The following is a 20,844-nucleotide window of genomic DNA, read 5'->3' as shown; positions in this document are numbered from 1 at the left end:
CCAACTACCTGTTCACGGCGACGGCCCAGGGCTTCTGGCAGCCCGAACAGGCCGATCTGGTACGGGAGTACGTGACGCGGTTCTACCCGGCGGCCATCGCACTCGGCGCCCGCAGGGGCGCCGCGATGGCCGAGGCCGCCGGCCGCCACGCCTTCCCCGCGTTCGCGATCGACCAGGAGTCCCTCACCCTGGGCGAGTCCCACCTCACGGACCCGACCCTGACCCCGGCCCTCCACCGCAAGCTCGTCGACCAGCTCTCCGACCTCCGCCGGGCCTTGACGGTCCGCACCGCCTGACCGGCCGCGGGCCGGCGGCTCCCCGCCGACCGGCCCGCCCGCGAGCCCACCGGGGGACGGCGTCCTGTCAAGGACCCGTCCCCCGTTCGGGTTGCTCCCGCGACATCGCCGGACAGAGCCCCAGAACCCCCGGCAGGCTCGTGCCCATGCGTGCCGACCCCGCCCCACCCCTCGCCGCGACGGACACCGACGCCCTGCGCCCCCTCCTGGACACGGTCCTCGACGCCCTCCGCGCGGGCGCGACCGCGCGCGGCGGTCCGATCCCCTCCGGCGGCCCCGACACGGTCACCGCCCGCGTCCGGGAGGCACTGGGAGACCCGCTCCCCACCCACGGCACCGACCCCACCGACACCCTCCGCACCCTCACCCGCGTTCTCGCCGAAGGCGCCGCGGACCCCGCCCATCCCCTCTGTGCCGCCCACCTGCACACGCCGGTCCTCGCGCTCGCCGCCGCCGCCGACCTCGCCGCGTCCGTCCTCAACCCGTCCATGGACTCCTGGGACCAGGCCCCCGCCGCCTCCGCCCTCGAAGCCCTGGTCACCGAAGCCCTGGCCGCAGCCGTCTACCCTGCCGCACCCCCCAGCACCGCACCCCGCAGCGCCCCCGCCGCGTCCCACCCACCCCGCCCCGACGCCCTCGTCACCACGGGCGGCACCGAGTCCAACCAGCTCGCGCTCCTCCTCGCCCGTGAGCGCCACGGCCCGGGCCACACCGTCCAGACCGTCGTCGGCGCCAACGCCCACCACTCCTTCCGCCGCGCCGCCTGGCTCCTCGGCCTCCCCGAACCGGTGACCGTGCCCACCCCCAACGGCACCCTCGACCCCGTCGCCCTCGACGAGGCACTCACCGACCTCCACGGCCCCCTCCTCGTCGCCGCGACCGCCGGCACCACCGACACCGGCCGCATCGATCCCCTCCCCCAGATCGCCGACCTCTGCGACGCCCACGGCGCCGAGCTGCACATCGACGCCGCCTACGGCGGCCCCCTCCTCTTCAGCGACACCCGCCACCCACTCCTGGCCGGCCTCGACCGCGCCCGCACCGTCACCCTCGACCTGCACAAACTGGGCTGGCAACCGGCCGCCGCCGGACTCCTGGCCGTACGGGACAGACGCGACCTCGCGGCCCTCTCCCACACCGCCGACTACCTCAACGCCGCCGACGACACCGAAGCCGGCCTCCCCGACCTCCTCGGGCGCTCCCTGCGCACGACCCGCCGCCCCGACATCTTCAAGATCGCCGTCACCCTGCGCGCCCTCGGCAGGGACGGCATGAGCGCGCTCGTCGACCAGGTCTGCGACCTCGCCCAGCAACTCGCCGACCTCGTCGAGAAGAGCCCGGACCTGGAGCTGTACGAGCGCCCGGCCCTGACCACCGTGCTGTTCCGGCCCGCCGGCTCCGACGACACCGCCGTCGCCGCGATCCGCCGCACCCTCCTCTCCGAGGGGCGGGCGGTCCTCGGCCGTGCCCACGCGGACGGCCGTCTCTGGCTCAAGGCCACCCTGCTCAACCCCCACGCCACCCCCGGCGACCTCCAAGACCTCCTGGACCTCGTGGAAGGCAGCACCGACCGATGACCGGCAGCACCCCCCAGCGCGACCTCGACCACCCCCACGACCTGGTGGGCATCGGTATCGGCCCCTTCAACCTCTCCCTCGCCGCGCTCGCCCAAGGCGTCCCCGGCGGTCTCGCCACCGCCTTCTACGACCAGAACCCCGCCTTCCACTGGCACCCCGGCCTCCTCATCGAAGGCGCCACCCTCCAGGTACCCTTCCTCGCCGACCTGGTGACCCTCGCCGACCCCGCCAGCCCCTGGTCGTTCCTCAGCTACCTGCGCTCCCGCGACCGACTCTTCCCGTTCTACTTCGCCGAGAAGTTCCACATCCAGCGCGCCGAGTACGACGCCTACTGCCGCTGGGTCAGCGCCCAGCTCCCCGGGCTGCACTTCGGCCACCAGGTCGACGCCGTCCGCTGGAGCCCCGAACGCGCCCTGTTCGAAGTCGACTTCACCCAGCTCGACCAGGACGGCGAGGCCGAGGCCCTGGGCCGCGCGTACAGCCGCAACGTCGTCCTGGGCGTCGGCACCGAACCGTACGTACCCGAGCCCCTGAAACCGCTGGCCGACGCCCCGAACGTCCCCGTCCTCCACTCGGCCGAGTATCTGGACCACCGCGAGCGGCTCCTCGCCGCCGAGCACGTCACGGTCATCGGATCAGGCCAGTCCGGCGCCGAGATCTTCCTCGATCTCCTACGGGCCAGACCCGCAGGCGCCGAGAAGATCCACTGGCTGGCCCGGACCGAGGCCTTCGCGCCCATGGAGTACTCCAAGCTCGGCCTGGAGCACTTCACCCCCGACTACACCCGCTACTTCCACTCACTGCCCGAGCAGACACGCAACGAACTCGTGCCACGCCAGTGGCAGTTGCACAAGGGCATCGACGCCGACACCATCGCCGCCATCCACGACGAGCTCTACCGGCGCACCCTCCACGGCGGCTGGCCCGACGCCGTCCTCACCCCCGGAGTCCGCGTCCGCACCGCCGGCCGCGTCGCCACCACCAAGGTCGAACTCCACCTGGAGCACCCGCAGCAGTCGACCCGCTCCCGTCTCACCACCGACGCCGTCGTCCTCGCCACCGGCTACCGCGAACGCCCCGTCGACCGGATGCTCGCCGGACTCGACCCCTACCTGCGTCACGACTCCGCCGGCCGGGCCAGGATCGACGACGCGTTCCGGCTCGTCCTCGCCCCGTCCGTCACCGGCTCCGTCTACGTACAGAACGCCGAGAAGCACACCCACGGCGTCGGCGCGCCCGACCTCGGTCTCGCCGCCTGGCGCAGTGCCACCATCCTCAACTCGCTCACCGGCAAGGAGCCGTACCCACTGCCGCGGCGCACCGCCTTCACCAGCTTCGGCCTGGAACGGCGCGAGGCACCGCACATCCCGGCCCAGGGCCAGGCGCTGACGCCTCTGACACGGAACATCTGACGGTCGGGCGGCGCCGCGGCACCGCTGACTTAGGCGGAGCCGAGCAGGGACCGGATCGTGTGGTGGACGAGGAGATGACCCCACACCTCTTGTTCCACGCCGCCCGGCCAGCGCGAGCGCAGGACCTGCGGCCCTTCGGGGCTCAGGGCGCCGAGGTCCCGCAGTGAGGTCCTGATGTCCCACCGGCGGTCGTAGAGGGCGGCGAGTAAGCCCGCAGGCGCGGCCTCGGGGTCGAGAAGGCTCGTGACGAGCCGGTACGGCGGCTCCTCGATCACCCGGACCGCCGTGCGGGCCCCGGTGGCGCCGCAGGGGGCGTCGGAGAGATACGAGCCGTCCGGCAACCCAACGTGCACGGGCAGGCCGGTGCCCAGGCCGATCCGCCACAGCACCTCCGCCCCCGCCGCCCGTGCCACGTGCAGCAGTTCCAGATCGGCGGGACCGCAGTCCGCCAGCAGCAGGTCACCGTGGGTCAGCGTGGTGAAGAGCGCCCGTGCCAGCGGTGCCGGCGGTCCACCGGAGGGAAGCCGTCCCAGGACGGCGCCCGTGATTCTATGACTGCCGCACTCGGCCAGCGCCACCACGTGGACCTGCGGAAACCCGGACCCCGACGCCGATGCGGACCGCGACGCAGGTCCCGGCCGGGGCGCTGTATCCGACGCGGAGTCACCGGTGGGTGCGGGGACCGGCCGTGAGGGAGAGGGCCCGTACCGCGCCCGGTTCTCCGGGGTGTCCGGGACGTCGACCGTCGTCCCGTCGATCGCGAGCACCGCCCACTGCCGGAAACGGGCGCACCGGGTGCGAGCCCCCGCCGGACGGGACTGCCGCGCCAGCTCCGTGAACAGGGCGGCCAGCGGTTCCGGGCCGAGCCGGGCCCGCGCCCGGGAGATGGCCGCCGTCGTCGGCATCGTGCAGAGCGTCCGCTCCTGCCGGGCCCAGGCCAGTCCCTCGGTCAGCAGCTGGGCCACCTGCTCGTAGCTGCGCTGCTCGAAGAGACATATGGCCAGGACGAAATAGACCACCGTCCGGGCCGGCAGAAGTCGGCTGCGGCGCTCGGCCCGGCCGCACTCCGCGACCACGCGGTCCACCAGCTCCGGCGGAAACGTACGGAACAGCAGTCCGAGGGCCATGCGTTCCGGAAGCCGTTCCTCGGGTGTCGTTCTCGACTGGCCCGGCCGTGGCATCGGCACACCTCCTCTTCAGGAGCCGGTGGCTTCTTAAGTCACTGGTACCTGTTCGTTCCGGCTTGCCGGTCAACAGGCGTGCGACAAATCATGGAAAGCGAGCCGATACGGCGTCACTCTCCTTCTGCGAGTGGACGTGAATGACTTTCTCCCGGTTGCAGGGGAATACGGGGAATCGATTTTTCGAGGCGCGCGGAAGGCATACGGAAAGGGAGCGTGATGACAGATCGCGCATTTCTCATAGGCATCGACGAGTATCCGGATCCGGCGAACAACCTCAACAGCTGCGTCGCCGACACCGTGGCGTTCGGCGAACTGCTCGGCACGGTCGGATTCGACGACTCGGAGATCCGCGTCCTGCACAACGCGGACGCCACCCTCGCCGCGGCAAGGGATGGCCTGGACTGGCTGGTGGACGGTGCCTTGGAGGGTGACCGAAGAGTCTTCTTCCAGTCCTCGCACGGCTATCGCGACGTCAGGGGCGACGTCATGGTGGAAGTGCTCTGCATGTACGACGAGTTCCTGGAGGACCGGGAGCTCGCCGAACGCTGCAGCGGCCTGCCGGCTGGCGTCCTCACCGTGGTGCTCGACTCCTGCCACTCCGGTGGCATGGACAAGGAGTTCTTCGTCGAGGGCACGCTCGGCGTGGCGCGGACGAAGGTTTTCTCGCCGCCTCGGAACCAGATGGTGGCGAAGGCCAAGGCGGTGCACGCGGCGCGGGCCCTCAAGCCCTTCGGGCGGACGGAGCTGCGGAACGAGGCGTCCATGGTCCGCAACATGGCGAACCCTCCGCACGTGGTGCCGAGGACCAAGGGCGCGATCACCGGGGCGGTCGAACTGAACGCGGTGCTGCTCACGGCCTGCCGTGCGGACCAGACCGCGGCGGCGGGGAGCGAGGCCACCGACTGGCTCTCGGCGTTCACCTACGCCCTCGTCAACGAAATGGACGCGGAGATCCCGGTCTCCTCTCTGGTTGCCCGGGCGGTGAACCGCATCGAGGAACTCAACATGAGCCAGACCCCGTGCGTATTCGCTCCCTCGGGACAGCAGCACCGACTCACCGAAACGTTCATCTCGGATATGCCGGCGACGCACAAACGTTTCGCCGGGGCGGGAAATCTCACCAAGGAGGTCAAGGGTATGGGTACGAACGAGCAGGAAAAGGAAATCCGAAGGGCGGCTGCGAAGGTTCTCGCCGACATCAAGTCGGCGAGCCCGAGCCCGGGAAAGAAGACGTACGGATTCCTGAGCGACGGCTCCTGGCACTACGACGCCCAGCTGTGCGGCGCGGTGCTCGCCCCGGCGGTCGCCGCCGTGATGCCGCCGCCGGCATCCGGCAAGAGCATGGCGCCCCGGCCGGCCCTCGCCGATCCCTTCCAGCTCGACCAGAAGAGCTTCTGGTCGTCGGCGTTCAACATCGCCCGGACCGTCGTCGGCGAACTCACCAAGAACGGTGCGCCGGCCGGGAAGTCGGCCGCCCCCGCGGACCCGGCCGAGCTGCGGCGCCGTATCGAGGAGCGAGTGCCGGAGCACCGGATCGGCAACCCGAAGTTCTTCGGGCTCGTCGAGACCCTGATCGGCGTCGCGGCGCCGCTCATCATCGACGCGGTCACCAAGGACTTCAAGCCGGACGACCTGCCGCCCGCCAACGGGACGATCGAGTTCGATCTGCCCGCAGACCTCAGCGAGAGGGAGACGAAGGACTGGTTCGAGGACGCGCTCGACGTGGTCGGTGACGTCCTGCCGGTCGTCGTGCGGGCCCTCGCCTGAGCTTCGCCGGAAGCAGGAACCACCCAGGGGGAAGGGTGGTGGCCCTTGGAGGCCACCACCCTTCCGCCCTCTCACAACGGAAGGACTCGCAGCATGAACACGCCCTTCCCGGCCACCCCGGCCGACGAGGCGGTCTACCGTAAGGCGGCCGCCGATCTCGCCAGGATGACCCTGCCCGACCTGGCGGAGTTCCCCCCGCTCCAGATTGAGATCGCCCTCGTCAAGGCCTTCGGGAGGACAGGCCCCCGGGCGGAGTGGCTCAGCGAGTTCCGGGGCCGGATCAAGCAGGCCGGCGAGAACACGGTGCGGATGGAGCCCGCCGACCCGGAGACGTTCCCGCCGCCCCGGGTGAAGAGCCCCGCCGCCTCGCACCAGCGGCTCGTGGACTCCCTCACCCAGACCGACCGGCTGCTGGTGATGGGGCCCTTCGACCCGCCCTTCCGGTTCGTCGGGGGCGATCCCCAGGACTAGAAGACAGGAACACCGTCCCGGGTCAGCCTCCAGTCCACCGACGCGAACTGCCCCGGGTCGATCGACCCCCGCGCCTTCACCCACTGGATGATGGTGTTGCGGATCTCGTCCGAATTCGCCCACAGCTGCTGCGCGTCGGCGACGTGCGGGAACGCGCCGCCACCACTGGCACGGTAGTTGTTCACGGCGAGGACGAACCGCGCGGCCGGGTCGACCGGCTTTCCGTCGAAGGACAGGTTCACGATCCGCGCGCCGGCCGGCTTGGCGATGTCGATCTCGTACGTCACGCCGTACACCGCGTCGTAGTTGTAGTCCGGCGTGCCGCCCGCGTTCGTCAGCTTCGCCGTGTCCACGGGCCCGCCCGCCGGGGTCTGCACGTAGTACCGCGCCGAGAACTCCAAGTAGTCCTTGACCTGGGCCCCCGTCAGAAGACGAGCCTCCAGGGTGTTCTCGAAGACATAGAGCCCGGCCGCGTCACGGATGGTGACCTGTCCCGCCGGGATCGCCGCCGTACGGGAGAAACACGACGCCTGCGACAGGACCGGCAGCGCCGCGTACGCGCCGCCCGCCAGCGCCTCCTTCACCGTCTCCGCCTGGACGTGGTTGATCAGATCGATGATCGGCTCGTCCTTCCACGGCGCCTCGGCCGTGGCCATCGTCGCGCTGGAGGTGCCGATGATCTGGTTGACGTACGCGACGACCTTCGTGTGCTCGTCGGCCAGCAGGCCGACGATCTCCGGGTCCTCCTCCACGGTGTTGGAATTCAGCACCTGGGCGCCGACCTTCTCGACGACCCAACGGCCCTTCTCCCACACCAGCTCGAAGTCGAAGAGGGTGAGGCGCTGCCCCCACTTCAGCGGCTCGGACAGCACGACGTCCTTGCCGGTCTCCCTGTTCCTGACCCGGTACTCGGGGATCTCGGTGTGGGCGTGGCCGACGAGGATCGCGTCGATCCCCGGGACCTGCTCGGCGACGAGACCGGCCGCGTTCTCCACATGAGGAAGCTGGTCACCGTACGAGGACGTGCCACTGGAACCGCTGTGCGCCGACACGACCACGACGTCCGCGCCCATCGAGCGCAGCCTCGGCACCCACTTCGCCGCCTGCTCCTCCAGCCCCGGGAAGACCATCCTGCCGCTCACATGGGCCTTGTCCCAGATCGCGATGCCCGGATTGGTCAGACCGAGGACCGCGACCTTCACGTCACGGCCGTGCGGGGTGCGCAACCGGTGCATGCTGTAGGGCGGGAACGCCGGCCGCAGCGTCCTCGCGTCGAGCGCGTTGGCCCCGAGCAGCGGGAAGTCGCACTGCTCCTCGAACTTCCGCAGCACCGGTATGCCGTAGTTGAACTCGTGGTTGCCGAGCGCGGCGGCGTCGTATCCGATCGCGTTCATCGCCTGCGCCATCGGGTGCACCGGACCGCGGCGGGCGGTGATCGGGTCGACCTTGGCGTAGTAGTACGACAGCTGGGTGCCCTGGATCGTGTCGCCGGCGTCGATGAGGAGCGTGTTGCACCTCCCCTTCGCCTTGCGCACCTGGTCGACAAGGGTGGAGATCTTCGCGAGGCCGACGTCGTTGTGCGCCTTGTCGTCGAACTCCTTGTCGGTGAAGTAGTCCCAGTTGAAGACGTTGCCGTGCAGGTCCGTCGTACCCATCACGGTGAAGGAGTACCGCTTGGCCGGACGGGGGCGCCGTCCCTGGGCCTGCGCCGGGACGGCGGCGACCCCCGTGGTGAGAGCGGCTCCGGCTCCGACGGCGACGGAGCTCTCCAGGAACGCCCGGCGGTTCAGCGGCATGTGTTCTCCTAGGTCCAATGGCGCACAACGCGCGTAGATTCTGGCCCACCCGTCACCCCGGCGACAGAGTTTTCCGGTCACGGAGTGGGAAAGTGTTCGGGATCGCAGCCGTCGCCCGTACGAGGGAGCCCGAAGTGACGACCCCCCAACCGAGCCCACACCCGACCCCGGAGGCACCGCAGGTGGCGGTCCGCGGAGAGGCCCGACTCGATGTCGACCCGGAAATCGCCCGCATCGGGGTGACCATCAGCGCCCGCGGCACCGACCGGACGGCGACCCTCACCGACCTCACCCGACGCAACACGCTCGCCCTCGACCTCGTGAAGTCCTACGGCGACGCCGTCGAGAAACTGGAGACCGGCGCCTTCTCCATCACCCCCGAACCCGGCAGACACGGCCGCGGCGAACGGATCCGCGCCTACCAGGGCCGAGTCCATCTCATCGCGGAGCTGACCGACTTCACCGCCCTGGGCGAACTCACCACCCGCCTCGCCGATCTCGAACTGACCCGAGTCGACGGCCCCTGGTGGGCACTGCGCCCCGACTCCCCCTCCTACGCGGCGGCCCGCCGTACGGCGGTGGAGGAAGCCGTCCAGCGCGCCCGCGCGTACGCGGAGGCCCTCGGCACCTCCCTCGCCGCACTCCTGGAGCTCTCGGACACCGGCCTCGTCCCACCCCCGGCGGCCGGCGGCATGCGCATGGCCTTCGCCGCCGACGCCTCCGACGCACCACCCCCACTCGACCTCGAACCCCAGCGCCAGACCGTCACGGCCGAGGTGACAGCCCGCTTCACCATGGCCCCTCCGGCCCTCTAGGACCACCCCCGAAACGCTCATCGGAGCACCCGCCCGCACAGATTCAAGACTTGTCAATAACCTTTCACGCAAAGGTTGTTGAACAGACATGCCCACCCCCTCGACTACCCGCCGGTAAGCCCTAGGCTCGAACCATGCGCCGAGCGAAAATCGTTTGCACCCTGGGACCCGCCACCGACTCGTACGACCAGATCAAGGCACTGGTCGAGGCCGGAATGGACGTCGCCCGACTCAACCTCAGCCACGGCGGCTACGCCGAACACGAGGAGCGCTACCAGCACGTACGGAAAGCCTCCGACGAAACCGGCCGCAGCATCGGAGTCCTCGCCGACCTTCAAGGCCCGAAGATTCGCCTCGGCCGGTTCCGCGAAGGACCCGTACTCCTTGAACGCGGCGACGACTTCACCCTCACCGTCGAACCCATGGACGGCGACCGCCACATCTGCGGCACCACCTACGACGGCCTCGCCGCCGACGTCACCACCGGCGAACTCATCCTCGTCGACGACGGCCGCGTCACCCTCGAAGTCACCTCCGTCGACGGACCCCGCGTTCACACCCGTGTCGTCGAAGGCGGCATGATCTCCGACAACAAGGGCCTCAACCTCCCCGGAGTCGCCGTCTCCGTCCCCGCCCTCTCCGAAAAGGACATCGACGACCTCCGATGGGCGCTGCGCACCGGAGCGGACATCATCGCCCTCTCCTTCGTCCGCAGCGGCCGCGACATCGAAGACGTCCACCGCATCATGGACGAAGAGGGACGCCGCCTCCCCGTCATCGCCAAGATCGAGAAGCCCCAGGCCGTCGAGAACATCGACGACATCGTCGCCGCCTTCGACGGCATCATGGTCGCCCGCGGCGACCTGGGCGTCGAGATGCCCCTCGAACACGTCCCGATCGTCCAGAAGCGCGCCATCAAACTCGCCAGACGCAACGCCAAGCCCGTCATCGTCGCCACCCAGATGCTCGACTCGATGATCGACAACTCCCGGCCCACCCGCGCCGAGGCCAGCGACGTGGCCAACGCCGTCATCGACGGCACCGACGCCGTGATGCTCTCCGGCGAGACCAGCGTCGGCAAGTACCCCACCGAAACCGTCCGCACCATGAGCCGCATCGTCGAAGCCGCCGAGGAGGACCTCCTCACCAAGGGCCTGCCCCCACTGACCGAGCGGAACAAGCCCCGCACCCAGGGCGGAGCCGTCGCCCGCGCCGCCGCCGAAATGGGCGACTTCCTCGGCGCCAAGTTCCTCGTCGCCTTCACCCAGTCCGGCGACACCGTCAAGCGCCTCTCCCGCTACCGCTCACCCATCCCACTGCTCGCCTTCACACCCGACCCCGCCACCCGCTCCCAGCTCAACCTCACCTGGGGCGTCGAGACCTTCCTCGGCCCCCACGTCGACTCCACCGACGCGATGGTCGCCCAGGTCGACGAGGAACTCCTGCGCATCGGCCGCTGCCGAAAGGGCGACACCGTCGTCATCACCGCAGGCTCCCCACCCGGCGTCCCCGGCACCACCAACCTCGTCCGTGTCCACCACATCGGCGAGGACGACAGTCCGAAGGAGTGACCACGGCGGCCCCGTCACACCCCGACACCCCCGCCCAAGCGCAAAAGTGACGCCATGTCACACCATCTCAGCGGACCCCACCTGCGCTCCCCGATGGGCGACGCCCGTCTGGACCTCACCGACCTCTTCGCCTTCACCGTCCCCGGCGGGCGCACCGCTCTCATCATGAACGTCAACCCGATCGCGCCCACCGGCGGCACCGCGTTCCACCCCGACGCGGTCTACCGCCTCAACGTCGACACCGACGACGACAACCAGGCCGACATCGCCTTCAGCTTCACCTTCTCCGACCCCGCGGACGACGGCGAGCAGACCCTCGCCCTCCACCGCGCCACCGGCATCGAGGCCCGCACCCACGAGGCCGCCGGTACACCCCTCTTCACCGACGTCCCCGTCTCCTTCGGCCGCGAGCTGTCCGTGACCGAGTCGAACGGCTACAAGGTCTCCGCCGGGCTGCGCAGCGACCCCTTCTTCGCCGACCTCGACGGCATCGTCGCCGACTTCACGTGGACCGGGACCGACTGGGGCGCCGACAAGAACGTCTTCGGCATCGCCCTCGAAGTACCCGACGCGGCGCTCGGCGACAACCCCCGGATCGGCGTCTGGGCCCGCGTCAGCCCCCACACCGACGGCGAACTGAAGTCCGTCGACCGCGGCGCCCACCCCTCCCTCACCGCCTACCTGAACGCGGAGGAGGACAAGGACGCCTACAACGCCGGGGAACCGGCCGACGACTGGACGACGTACCTCGAACCCTGGAAGAAGGCCCTCGCCCACACCGGCGGCTACACCCCCGAAGCCGCGGAGGAGGCGCTGCGCACGGTCCTCCCGGACGTCCTTCGCTACGACCGAAGCAAGCCCGCCGCCTACCCCAACGGAGGCACGCTCACGGACGACGTCACCTCGGCCCGGCTGGCGATGATCTCGAACGGCAAGGTCACCACGGACCACATCGGCCCCCACACCGACCTGCTCCCGCACTTCCCGTACCTGGGAACGCCGCACTGATCAGTGCTTGGGTCCCACGTGGAGGTCCATGAGCGCGACGGACGCCTTGCGGGCGATCGAGATGTTGTACGGGTCGACCCCCCGGGCGGTAGTGGACCACTCGACACCGACCTTGCTGAGGGTGTCGCCGAGCAGTTTTCGGATGTCGTCCGACTTGTTGGTGAAGAAGTACCGGGGGTACTCGTACCGCTTGCGCTTGCCGCCGACCAGCCGAGTCGTCCAGTTGGTGATCCGACAGCCGTCGGAGTGAATGAGCCCGCGGATGAACGCCCAGGGATGCGCGTCGACGATCTCCTGCTGCCAGGGGTCGAGGGCGATACTCCGCTCGTGCTTCTTGCCGGGGCCGTGCTGGGGAAACAGGCAGGCAAGGTGGAGGGAGTACACCTTGATGTTGTGGCACCCCTTCTTGCGGACGCGGCACGTGGCGTTGTCCGGGAACACCCGGCGCATTGCGGCTTCTGCCTCGTCCTGCACTCCGGGCCAGGAATCGTCGAGGGTGATCATGAGGTTCGGCACGCGGTGAGCCGAGTAGTGGCTGATGTGTCCGTCGCCGAGATAGAGGCCCAGCAGGTAGGCGTACGCCGCTCCATCCAACTCCCGGCCGTCGCAGCGAGGGCAGCGCGGATCGGGCCTCCCCGGGCACTCGCCGCGTTTCGCGCGGTCCACGTGTTTCCAGTAGCTGATCGTCCCTGTGGGCACGTTGAGCCTGCGGGCCACGTCCGCATTCTTGGCGCCGCCTCGCAGGAGAGTGAGCGCCCGTTGTCGCACCTGTGTGCCGTGGAAGTTCATGCGACTACCCTGCGCAATGATTCCAGGCTGTGCGTAGCGGAAAGCGGACAATCACGCGAAGGTGAACGTCCGCTTTCTCTGGGGCGTGCCCGGTGTGGGATTCGAACCCACATGCCCATAGGGCACGGCATTTTGAGTGCCGCGAGTCTGACCAGTTCCTCCAACCGGGCGGGCTGCGGGAAGTCTACCGGGTCACAACCGGCGGTCGCAGCTAGGTAGGCTTCTGAGTGCAGCACCACGCCCCGCAACGAGGAGCCCCCGTGACCGCCCCCGAGTCGCCCCAGCCCGCCGATGACGCCGACGCGTCGCACGTCCCGCCGCTGACGACCCGCGTCGTCATCGCCGAGGACGAGGCCCTCATCCGCCTCGACCTCAAAGAGATGCTCGAAGAAGAGGGCTACTCGGTCGTCGGCGAGGCCGGCGACGGCGCCCGGGCCGTGGAGCTCGCCCGGGAGCACCGTCCCGACCTCGTGATCCTGGACGTGAAGATGCCCGTCCTCGACGGCATCTCCGCCGCGGAGAAGATCGCCGGGGAGTCCATCGCGCCCGTCCTGATGCTCACCGCCTTCTCGCAGCGCGACCTCGTGGAGCGGGCGCGGGACGCCGGCGCCATGGCGTATCTGGTGAAGCCGTTCAGCAAGAGCGACGTCGTCCCGGCGATCGAGATGGCGGTGTCCCGGTTCGCGGAGCTGCGGGCGCTGGAGAAGGAGGTCGCCGACCTCTCCCAGCGGCTTGAGACGCGCAAGCTGGTGGACCGGGCGAAGAGCATCCTGCAGACGCAGTACGGCCTCACCGAGCCCGCCGCGTTCCGCTGGATCCAGAAGACGTCGATGGATCGGCGTATGTCGATGCAGCAGGTCGCCGAGGCGGTCATCGAGGACGCCGAGGAGAAGAAGGCGGCCAAGGGTCAGCAGTGACGCGGTAGTGGTACGAGAAGGAGGCCCGTCCCACAACGTTGTGGGACGGGCCTCCTCGTCTCTCGGTGCCGGTGGCTCAGTCCTCGCCGAGGTACGCCTTGCGTACGGACTCGTCGTGGAGCAGGTCCCGGCCGGTGCCGGACAGGACGACCTTGCCGATCTCCATGACGTGACCGTGGTCGGCCAGGGCGAGAGCGGCCTGGGCGTTCTGCTCGACGAGCAGGATGGTGGTGCCCTGGGCCTTGAGTTCGGCGATGGTCGCCATGATCTTCTGCATCATGATCGGGGAGAGGCCCATGGAGGGCTCGTCGAGCATGAGCAGCTTGGGCTGGGACATGAGGGCGCGGCCCATGGCGAGCATCTGCTGTTCGCCGCCGGAGAGGGTGCCCGCGGCCTGCTTGCGCCGCTCCCCGAGGATCGGGAAGAGGTCGTAGGCGCGCTGGACGTCCTTGGTGATGCCCGCGGTGTCCTTGCGGAGGAAGGCGCCGAGGAGGAGGTTCTCCTCGATCGTCATCCGGGGGAAGATGTGCCGACCCTCGGGGGAGTGGGCGAGGCCGAGGGAGACGATCTTGTGCGCGGGCGTCTTGCGGAGTGACTTGCCCTCGAACCTGATCTGGCCGCCGACGGGCTTGAGCAGTCCGGAGAGGGTGCGCAGGGTGGTCGTCTTGCCGGCGCCGTTGGTGCCGATCAGGGTGACGACCTCGCCGGCTTCGACGGAGAACGAGATGCCCTTGACGGCCTCGATCTTGCCGTAGGCGACGCGCAGGTCCTCGACTTCGAGCAGTGCGGTCATGCGTCGTTCTCCTTGCCCGAACCGGTGGCCTTCGGGGTGTCCTCGGCCGCGGTCTCTGTGCTGTCCGTGGCGTCGGCGTCGGCGTCGGCCTCGTCGGCGTCGTCGGCGTCGGCGTCGTCGGCGTCGGAGGGCTCGTCGGCGGCCTCGTCGGCGTCGGAGGGCTCGGGGTCGGCGTCCGTGTCGGTCGCGTCCTCCGAGGTCGCCTCCTCGGTCGCGGCCTCCGCCGCCTCGACCTCGGCCACCTCTTCCTCGCCGGGCGCGCCCTCGAAGGGCTCGCCCAGGTAGGCGGCGATGACCCGCTCGTCGCTCTGGACGGTCTGGCTGTCGCCCTCGAGCAGCTTCTCGCCCTGGACGAGTACGGCGACCCGGTCGCAGAGGTTGAAGATGAAGCGCATGTCGTGCTCGATGACGAGCACGGCGACGCCCATGTCCCGGATGGCGAAGATGAGTTCTTCGGCGGCGCGGGTCTCCTGCGGGTTCATGCCCGCCGTGGGCTCGTCCAGGAGGATGAGGCCGGGGTCGCTCGCGAGCGCGCGGGCGATCTCGAGCTTGCGCTGCTCGCCGTAGGGGAGGTTCTTCGCGAGGTGGTCGGCCTTGTGCTTGAGTCCGATGAACTCCAGGAGTTCGAGGGCTCGCGTCTCCGCCTCGTTCTCTGCCTTCTTGAAGCCGGGAAGGCGCAGCAGGGCGGACCAGAGGCCTTCCTTCATCCGGGTGTGGCGGCCGACCAGGACGTTCTCCAGGACGGTCATGTTGCTGAAGAGTCGGATGTTCTGGAAGGTACGGGCGATGCCTGCGTCGGTGACCTTGAAGGACTTCGGGGGCAGGACGTTGCCCTTGTAGCGGACCTCGCCTTCGGTGGGGATGTAGAGGCCGGTGAGGCAGTTGAAGAACGTGGTCTTGCCGGCGCCGTTGGGGCCGATGAGACCGACGATCTCTCCGCTGTTGACGGTGAGGTTGACGTCGCGGACGGCGGTCAGGCCGCCGAAGCGCATCGTGACTCCGCGGGCGTCGAGCACGGGCTCGCGGTCCGGGACCGCCGGGGCGGTGTCCTTCGTCGTGGTGGGTGTCGTCATGGTTCAGGCACCTGCCTTGGCGAGCGTGGCGGGCGCTTCGGCGTTCTCGTGGAACTCGAGCTGGTTGCGCCGGTTGGCGATGATGCCCTCGGGGCGGAACCGCATGAGCAGGATCAGCGCGAGTCCGAAGGCGAGCAGCTGGTAGTCGCCCATGAACTGAAGCTTGTTCGGGATGAGGAAGAGCAGGGCCGCGCCGACCAGGGGGCCGCTCATGGTGCCCATGCCGCCGAGGACGACGGCCGCGAGCAGGAAGGCGGAGTTGGGCGGGATGGGGCCGGCGAAGAGGTACTGCTCCGGGGTCACGGTGTAGGTGACGTGGGCCTGGACGGTGCCGGCGACACCGGCGAGGGTGGCGCCGAGGGCGAAGGCGATGAGCTTGACGCGGAAGCCGTTGATGCCCATGGCGAGCGCGGCGGTCTCGTCTTCGCGGATGGCGACCCAGGCGCGGCCGATGCGGGAGTTGCCGCTCCGTCGGAAGACGAGGACGACGACCGCCATGATCAGCAGCATCAGGAAGAAGTAGTTGGCGAAGCGTCCGATGGTGAATCCGGCGATGGAGTGTTCCATGCCGAAGTCGAACCCGAAGATGTTGAGGTTCGGGATGGACGCGATGCCGTTGGAGCCGTTGGTGATGTCCGGGCCGGAGGTGCCGTCCGTGTTCATCATGGTGATGCGGAAGATCTCGCCGAAGCCGAGGGTGACGATGGCGAGGTAGTCGCCGCGCAGCCGCAGGGTGGGGGCGCCGATGAGGACGCCGAAGACGAGGGATGCTCCGGCGCCGACGAGCACGGCCGCCCAGAAGGGGAGGTGGATGCCGAGCGGGGAGGTCGGTGCGCCGGACACGAGGGCGGCCGCGTAGGCGCCGACGCCGAGGAAGGCGACGTAGCCGAGGTCGAGCAGGCCGGCGAGGCCGACGACGATGTTCAGGCCGAGGGCCACCGTCGCGAAGATCAGGATGTACACGCCGATGGTGGCGTACTGGTCGTCGGTCTGGGTGAAGGGGAACAGGGCCGCGGCGATGAAGGCGCCGGCGATGGTGAGGTTCTGGTGCTTCGACGTCAGCTGGGTGGCCTGCTGGATGAGGCCGGACTTGGTGAGCGCGGCGAAGCCGAAGCCGGCCGTGATCAGGAAGCCGATGAACGCTTCGTCGTACTCGGTGCCGATGCCGTAGGTGAAGACGCCGAGGCCGGTGGCGAGGATGCCGGTGATGATGAGGATCTCGACCGCGGACGGCAGGGCGCGCAGGGGGCGGGCCTGGCCCGAGGAGAAGGAGGCCTTGAAGGTGTGCCAGCCGTTGGCGATCCGGTGCCGGAACTGCGACCAGCCGTCGTCCTCGGGGTCCACGGGGTGGAGGTCGGGTCGCTCGAAGGGCAGGGCCAGGGCGCCGATCAGGGTGAGGAGGGTGGCGACGCCGACGACGGCGCCTCCGGGCTCCAGGTTGATCGGGCCGCCGAGCTGGACGCTGATCGAGACGATCGTGTACCAGGCGGTGGCGAAGGCGGCGAGCGCGGAGAGCTTGATCGCCGCGTCGGCGCCGGCCGGGGTGAGCCAGCGGGTGCCCTTGACTCCGTAGGAGGAGAGGCTGAACAGGACGGTGAGCAGGCCGGTCACGAGGACCTGCCACTGCAGACCGCCGGGGTAGCCGTAGACGGTGAGGTCGCCGGGGAAGGCGGCTGTCCAGGTCCAGGAGAGGAAGCAGCTGACCACGGTGAGCGCGCCGCCGCCGAGGGCCAGGGCCCGGGCGGTGGAGACGGGCAGGGGGAGGAGACCGGTCGCCTTGGTGGGCGTGGGCTCGGGTGCGGCGGGGGCCGTCGTGTTCTCGGAAGTTGTGGTCATGGTGGTCACGCCCTGTCCGCGACGCGCTCGCCCAGCAGACCCTGGGGCCTGAGGAGGAGGACGACGATGAGGAGTACGAACGCCCAGACATCGGCCCAGGACTGGCCGCCGAGCTGCTGCATGCCGGGGATGTGGTTGATGTAGGCGGTGGCCATGGTCTCGGCGACGCCGAGGACGAGTCCGCCGATCATGGCGCCGTAGATGTTGCCGATGCCGCCGAGGACGGCCGCGGTGAACGCCTTGAGGCCGAGGAGGAAGCCCATCTTGTAGTCGATCTGGCCGTACTTGAGGCCGTATGCGACGGCTCCGACGGCGGCGAACGAGGCGCCGAGCGCGAACGCGATCACGATGATGCGGTCGGTGTTGACGCCCATCAGGCGTGCGGTGTCCGGGTCCTGGGCCGTGGCCTGCATGCCGCGTCCGATGCGGGTGCGCATGACGAAGAAGGCGAGGAAGGCCATGCAGACGGGGGCGGCGATGACGAGGAAGACGTCACCGGTTCCGATGGTGATCGGGCCGAACTCGATCGGGCCGCCGGGGATCTGCGGGAAGACACGGGCCGACTTGGCCTCCGGGTACCAGGCCCATACGGCCTGCTGGAGGGCGAGCGAGAGGCCGATGGCCGTGATGAGCGGGGCGAGCCTGGGTCCGCCGCGCAGTGGCCGGTAGGCGAAGCGTTCGGCGCCGACGGCTATGGTCGTGGCGACCAGGATGGCGCCGATGATCATGAGGGGGAGGGCGATCCAGAGGCTGGTGCCTCCGGGGAGCATGAGCCAGACCGTCAGGGCCCCGAAGCCGCCGGTCATGAAGATCTCGCCATGGGCGAAGTTGATGAGCTGGACGATGCCGTAGACCATCGTGTAACCAACGGCGACCAGCCCGTACATGGATCCCAGTAGCAGGCCGTTGACCAGCTGCTGCGGCAGTTCGTTCACCGCATTGTCCTCCGAGACTTTCGACGGATGTGACACCGCGCGGGGCGCATGGTGCGGCGCCCCGCGCGGCGAAGGTGGTGCTGGGTGGGGTGGTGCGGATCAGCCGCCGAAGGTGCCGGACTCGATCGGCTTGTGGGCGCCGTTCTCGACGCCGTACACGGTCAGCTGCTTGTTGGTGGTGTCGCCGAACTCGTCGAAGGAGACCTTGCCGGTCACGCCGTCGAAGGAGATGGTCTGCATGGCGTCGACGATCTTGGCGCGGGCGTCGGAGGGCAGCTTGCCGTCGTTGCCGTCCACGACCTTCTTGACGGCCTCGATGATGGCCCAGGTCGAGTCGTAGGAGTAGCCGCCGTAGGCCTCGTACGCGTCCTTGTAGTTCTCGGCCTTGTAGTTGGCCAGGAACTCCTTGGCGGAGGGCAGCTGCTCGATCGGGGCGCCGACGGAGGTGGCGATGTCGCCGTTGGCGGCCTCACCGCCGAGCTTGATGTACTCGGCGCTGTAGAGGGCGTCGCCACCGACGACGACGACCTTGGCGCCGGCTTCCTTGATCTGCTTGGTCAGCGGGCCGCCGGCCGGGTACTCGCCACCGTAGTAGACGACGTCGGCGCCGGAGCTCTTGACCTTCGTCGCGACGGCGCTGAAGTCCTTGGTGTCGGGGTTGACGTGGTCGGTGCCGACGACCTTGCCGCCGAGCTTCTCGAACTCGCCCTTGAAGGTGGCGGCGAGGCCGGCACCGTAGGTCTTCTTGTCGTCGATGATGAAGGCCTTGGTCTTCTTGGCCTTGTTGACGACGTACTGGGCGGCGAACGGGCCCTGGATGGCGTCGGTGGTGGCGGTGCGGAAGTAGGACTTGTAGGTCCGCTTCTTGTCACCGGAGTTCCAGTTGGGGCCCTGGCTGAGCGAGGGGTTGGTGTTGGCCGGGGAGACCTGCACCAGGTTGGCGTCCTGGAAGACCTTCTGCATCGACTCGGCAACGGAGGAGTTCAGGGGGCCGACGACGCCGAGCACGTCCTTGTCGGCGACCAGCTTGGTGGCGTTCTGCTGGCCGGAGGAGGGCTGGGCCTGGTCGTCGAGGGACTCCAGCTTGAAGGTGACGCCCTTGACGTACTCCTTCTTGTTGGCCGTCTTGACCGCGAGTTCGGCCGAGTTCTTGATGCCGAGACCGAGCGCGGAGAGGTCGCCGGTCAGGGGCGCGTCGAGGCCGATGACGACGGTCGTGTTGCCGCCGCCGGCGGCGTCGCCGCCCTTGTCGTCGCGCGAACCGCAGGCGGTGAGGGTGAGTGCTCCCGCGGTGATCGCGGTGGTGAGGATGAGCAAGGAACGGTGTCGCACGATGAATCCTTTCCCTGGCGCGGCCCCCTCGAGCTGAGGCGGTGCCGTGAAGCATGGAGCTGGAGGTGCCGTTTGTGAATGCCGGGCCGTACTGGGATGACTGTGGTGGTGCTGGGTCGTGCAGTGGACGCGCCCGGCGGCGCGGTGACTGGCGGTGACTCTAAGCGCAGGTGGAGGAGGTGGGGAGCGACGAGGTCAGGATGTGACTGTCTTGTTATCGCCTGGGGGAGAGGAGGTGGACAGGGGGTGGGCAAATCAGTGCAAAGGGGTCTGCAATGTGGTGTTCACATGGTGAGAACGCCCAGTTCCGCTAAGGGGCTTGAGCGGAACTTGCTCCTGTCTGATCGCTTGTGACGCTCTCCGGATAGCGGACAGTCGTCCAAACGTCAGCGGACGGAACCCCGGAAGCGATCGCGCGGTTCTCCGGCCGGACCGGTGTCACGGAGCGTTACGGGGGTGGGTGGCGAGGGCGGGCGGCGCAGGCGGCTTCCCGTTCTCCGGGCGCCCGGCCGCGCCCTCTCCATGTGCTCCCCTCGGGCACGTCGTTCAGCCGGTACGCGGCGAGGTCGGTACGGATGTCCACCGCCGTGCCGGGCGGCGCCCGTGGTGGGTCCGGCGCCGCCGGTGGAGCCGGAACGCGCGGCGGGGACCTCGTGTAGGGGACCCGGAAGGGACGTGCTCTGGGAGCACAACAGGCCTACGTGTCAAGGTAGTTGGGTGCGAGGGGCGAGGTGGTGGCGCGCGCCTGGGGTCAGGGCCGGGGGAAGGGGGCCGGGCGGTGATCGGGGTGGTGAACTGCGCGAATCGCCCTGACGGGCCAGGCTGTTGACGCGTGGGGCACCCGGGCGCGGGGGTGAGGGTGGGCCGGGTGGTGCGGTGCTACGTGCGCGGCCCGGGGCCGTCGAGCGCGGTGGTCGCGCTGTGGGACGGGCGACTTCGGTGTCCGGGGGTCGAAATGCGCGGGCCGTTCGCGCGGGCGGTCGGCCGGCGGGTCCGCGTTCGGAAGGCGAGGCTCCGCGTCCGGGGGCCGGTGTTCCGGGGCCCGGTGCGCTCCACCGGCGACTGTGCACGGAAGGAGGGGCTCCACACCCCTCGGAGGTGGTGGCCGGGGGTCGGGCCGGGGCCGTACCCGCTGCCGTGAAGGTGACTCCTGGTGACCGTACGCCCCATGGTCGCCCCGACGCGGCGAGGGGGTAGGAGCGGGGGGGGAAACCACGCGATGGGGGGGTACGGGAGGGAACGACTCTGGGTTTCTGCGCCTCCTGCGCACCC

The 20,844-nt window shown here is 69.5% G+C and carries 16 protein-coding genes, 1 tRNA gene and 1 pseudogene; 9 read left to right on the top strand and 9 right to left on the bottom strand.

What is annotated here, in order from left to right; all coding sequences use genetic code 11:
• The 3 genes and pseudogenes from ACFUJR_RS27575 to ACFUJR_RS27565 all read left to right on the top strand — a co-directional run.
• Nucleotides 1-296 (top strand): annotated as a pseudogene (locus ACFUJR_RS27575) (aminopeptidase N); the annotation flags it as partial.
• 146 nt (nucleotides 297-442) lie between these two features.
• Nucleotides 443-1,873, top strand: a complete 1,431-nt coding sequence (locus ACFUJR_RS27570) for a pyridoxal phosphate-dependent decarboxylase family protein (RefSeq protein WP_383169156.1) — start codon at nucleotides 443-445, stop codon at nucleotides 1,871-1,873.
• Nucleotides 1,870-3,285 (top strand): lysine N(6)-hydroxylase/L-ornithine N(5)-oxygenase family protein, encoded by a 1,416-nt coding sequence (locus ACFUJR_RS27565; protein WP_383169154.1) that lies wholly within the window; start codon nucleotides 1,870-1,872, stop codon nucleotides 3,283-3,285. Before ACFUJR_RS27570 ends, ACFUJR_RS27565 begins: the two co-directional genes overlap by 4 nt.
• 29 nt (nucleotides 3,286-3,314) lie before the next feature.
• Here the strand turns inward: ACFUJR_RS27565 and ACFUJR_RS27560 are convergent, their stop codons facing one another.
• Nucleotides 3,315-4,466, bottom strand: a complete 1,152-nt coding sequence (locus ACFUJR_RS27560; RefSeq protein ID WP_383169152.1) for an IS4 family transposase — start codon at nucleotides 4,464-4,466, stop codon at nucleotides 3,315-3,317.
• 219 nt (nucleotides 4,467-4,685) lie between these two features.
• Between ACFUJR_RS27560 and ACFUJR_RS27555 the strand changes: the two genes are divergently transcribed.
• Complete coding sequence (locus ACFUJR_RS27555; RefSeq protein ID WP_383169150.1) at nucleotides 4,686-6,236, top strand: caspase domain-containing protein; 1,551 nt, start codon at nucleotides 4,686-4,688, stop codon at nucleotides 6,234-6,236.
• 93 nt (nucleotides 6,237-6,329) lie between these two features.
• Nucleotides 6,330-6,707, top strand: a complete 378-nt coding sequence (locus ACFUJR_RS27550) for a hypothetical protein (protein ID WP_383169149.1) — start codon at nucleotides 6,330-6,332, stop codon at nucleotides 6,705-6,707.
• Here ACFUJR_RS27550 and ACFUJR_RS27545 read toward each other — a convergent pair.
• Nucleotides 6,704-8,503, bottom strand: a complete 1,800-nt coding sequence (locus tag ACFUJR_RS27545; protein ID WP_383169147.1) for a bifunctional metallophosphatase/5'-nucleotidase — start codon at nucleotides 8,501-8,503, stop codon at nucleotides 6,704-6,706. The two genes, ACFUJR_RS27550 and ACFUJR_RS27545, sit on opposite strands and share 4 nt — an antisense overlap.
• Nucleotides 8,504-8,637: 134 nt before the next feature.
• Here ACFUJR_RS27545 and ACFUJR_RS27540 point away from each other — a divergent pair, with 134 nt between their 5' ends.
• The 3 genes from ACFUJR_RS27540 to ACFUJR_RS27530 all read left to right on the top strand — a co-directional run bounded on the left by ACFUJR_RS27540 (nucleotide 8,638) and on the right by ACFUJR_RS27530 (nucleotide 11,897).
• Complete coding sequence (locus tag ACFUJR_RS27540; RefSeq protein WP_383169145.1) at nucleotides 8,638-9,318, top strand: SIMPL domain-containing protein; 681 nt, start codon at nucleotides 8,638-8,640, stop codon at nucleotides 9,316-9,318.
• Between the two features lie 134 nt (nucleotides 9,319-9,452).
• On the top strand, nucleotides 9,453-10,889 hold the full coding sequence (pyk, locus tag ACFUJR_RS27535) for a pyruvate kinase (protein WP_383169143.1): 1,437 nt from the start codon (nucleotides 9,453-9,455) through the stop codon (nucleotides 10,887-10,889).
• 54 nt (nucleotides 10,890-10,943) lie between these two features.
• On the top strand, nucleotides 10,944-11,897 hold the full coding sequence (locus ACFUJR_RS27530; RefSeq protein ID WP_383450822.1) for a DUF4331 family protein: 954 nt from the start codon (nucleotides 10,944-10,946) through the stop codon (nucleotides 11,895-11,897).
• Here the strand turns inward: ACFUJR_RS27530 and ACFUJR_RS27525 are convergent, their stop codons facing one another.
• Nucleotides 11,898-12,686 (bottom strand): helix-turn-helix domain-containing protein, encoded by a 789-nt coding sequence (locus tag ACFUJR_RS27525; RefSeq protein ID WP_383169139.1) that lies wholly within the window; start codon nucleotides 12,684-12,686, stop codon nucleotides 11,898-11,900.
• 86 nt (nucleotides 12,687-12,772) lie between these two features.
• Nucleotides 12,773-12,856: transfer RNA gene (locus ACFUJR_RS27520), tRNA-Leu, on the bottom strand.
• Between the two features lie 90 nt (nucleotides 12,857-12,946).
• On the opposite strand from ACFUJR_RS27520, the gene ACFUJR_RS27515 reads away from it, so the two are divergent.
• Nucleotides 12,947-13,603, top strand: coding sequence for an ANTAR domain-containing response regulator (locus tag ACFUJR_RS27515; RefSeq protein ID WP_383169137.1), 657 nt, complete (start codon nucleotides 12,947-12,949; stop codon nucleotides 13,601-13,603).
• A 76-nt stretch (nucleotides 13,604-13,679) separates the two neighbouring features.
• On the opposite strand, the gene ACFUJR_RS27510 is transcribed toward ACFUJR_RS27515, so the two are convergent.
• From ACFUJR_RS27510 to ACFUJR_RS27490, 5 genes are all read right to left on the bottom strand, one after another.
• Nucleotides 13,680-14,396, bottom strand: coding sequence for an ABC transporter ATP-binding protein (locus tag ACFUJR_RS27510; protein WP_383169135.1), 717 nt, complete (start codon nucleotides 14,394-14,396; stop codon nucleotides 13,680-13,682).
• Nucleotides 14,393-15,469: an ABC transporter ATP-binding protein gene (locus ACFUJR_RS27505; RefSeq protein ID WP_383169133.1), complete on the bottom strand. Its 1,077-nt coding sequence runs from the start codon at nucleotides 15,467-15,469 to the stop codon at nucleotides 14,393-14,395. The genes ACFUJR_RS27510 and ACFUJR_RS27505 overlap by 4 nt, the downstream gene beginning before the upstream one ends.
• Before the next feature lie 3 nt (nucleotides 15,470-15,472).
• On the bottom strand, nucleotides 15,473-17,314 hold the full coding sequence (locus tag ACFUJR_RS27500) for a branched-chain amino acid ABC transporter permease (protein ID WP_383169130.1): 1,842 nt from the start codon (nucleotides 17,312-17,314) through the stop codon (nucleotides 15,473-15,475).
• Nucleotides 17,311-18,240, bottom strand: coding sequence for a branched-chain amino acid ABC transporter permease (locus ACFUJR_RS27495; RefSeq protein ID WP_383169127.1), 930 nt, complete (start codon nucleotides 18,238-18,240; stop codon nucleotides 17,311-17,313). The genes ACFUJR_RS27500 and ACFUJR_RS27495 overlap by 4 nt, the downstream gene beginning before the upstream one ends.
• 99 nt (nucleotides 18,241-18,339) lie before the next feature.
• A complete protein-coding gene (locus ACFUJR_RS27490; protein WP_383169124.1) occupies nucleotides 18,340-19,572 on the bottom strand; it encodes a branched-chain amino acid ABC transporter substrate-binding protein in 1,233 nt (410 codons plus the stop codon).
• Nucleotides 19,573-20,844: the final 1,272 nt, after the last annotated feature.

The sequence above is a fragment of the Streptomyces sp. NPDC057271 genome (genome assembly GCF_042668715.1).
GTDB lineage: Bacteria > Actinomycetota > Actinomycetes > Streptomycetales > Streptomycetaceae > Streptomyces.
The sequence above is the reverse complement of the archived record's forward strand: the minus strand, read 5'-3'. Positions and strand labels throughout refer to the sequence as shown.

Bases quoted from the DNA above. Each gene is read 5' to 3' on its own strand.
- ACFUJR_RS27570 (WP_383169156.1), top strand. From the start codon at position 443: ATGCGTGCCGACCCCGCCCCACCCCTCGCCGCGACGGACACCGACGCC.
- ACFUJR_RS27565 (WP_383169154.1), top strand. From the start codon at position 1,870: ATGACCGGCAGCACCCCCCAGCGCGACCTCGACCACCCCCACGACCTG.
- ACFUJR_RS27560 (WP_383169152.1), bottom strand. From the start codon at position 4,466: ATGCCACGGCCGGGCCAGTCGAGAACGACACCCGAGGAACGGCTTCCG.
- ACFUJR_RS27555 (WP_383169150.1), top strand. From the start codon at position 4,686: ATGACAGATCGCGCATTTCTCATAGGCATCGACGAGTATCCGGATCCG.
- ACFUJR_RS27550 (WP_383169149.1), top strand. From the start codon at position 6,330: ATGAACACGCCCTTCCCGGCCACCCCGGCCGACGAGGCGGTCTACCGT.
- ACFUJR_RS27545 (WP_383169147.1), bottom strand. From the start codon at position 8,503: ATGCCGCTGAACCGCCGGGCGTTCCTGGAGAGCTCCGTCGCCGTCGGA.
- pyk (WP_383169143.1), top strand. From the start codon at position 9,453: ATGCGCCGAGCGAAAATCGTTTGCACCCTGGGACCCGCCACCGACTCG.
- ACFUJR_RS27530 (WP_383450822.1), top strand. From the start codon at position 10,944: ATGTCACACCATCTCAGCGGACCCCACCTGCGCTCCCCGATGGGCGAC.
- ACFUJR_RS27525 (WP_383169139.1), bottom strand. From the start codon at position 12,686: ATGAACTTCCACGGCACACAGGTGCGACAACGGGCGCTCACTCTCCTG.
- ACFUJR_RS27510 (WP_383169135.1), bottom strand. From the start codon at position 14,396: ATGACCGCACTGCTCGAAGTCGAGGACCTGCGCGTCGCCTACGGCAAG.
- ACFUJR_RS27505 (WP_383169133.1), bottom strand. From the start codon at position 15,469: ATGACGACACCCACCACGACGAAGGACACCGCCCCGGCGGTCCCGGAC.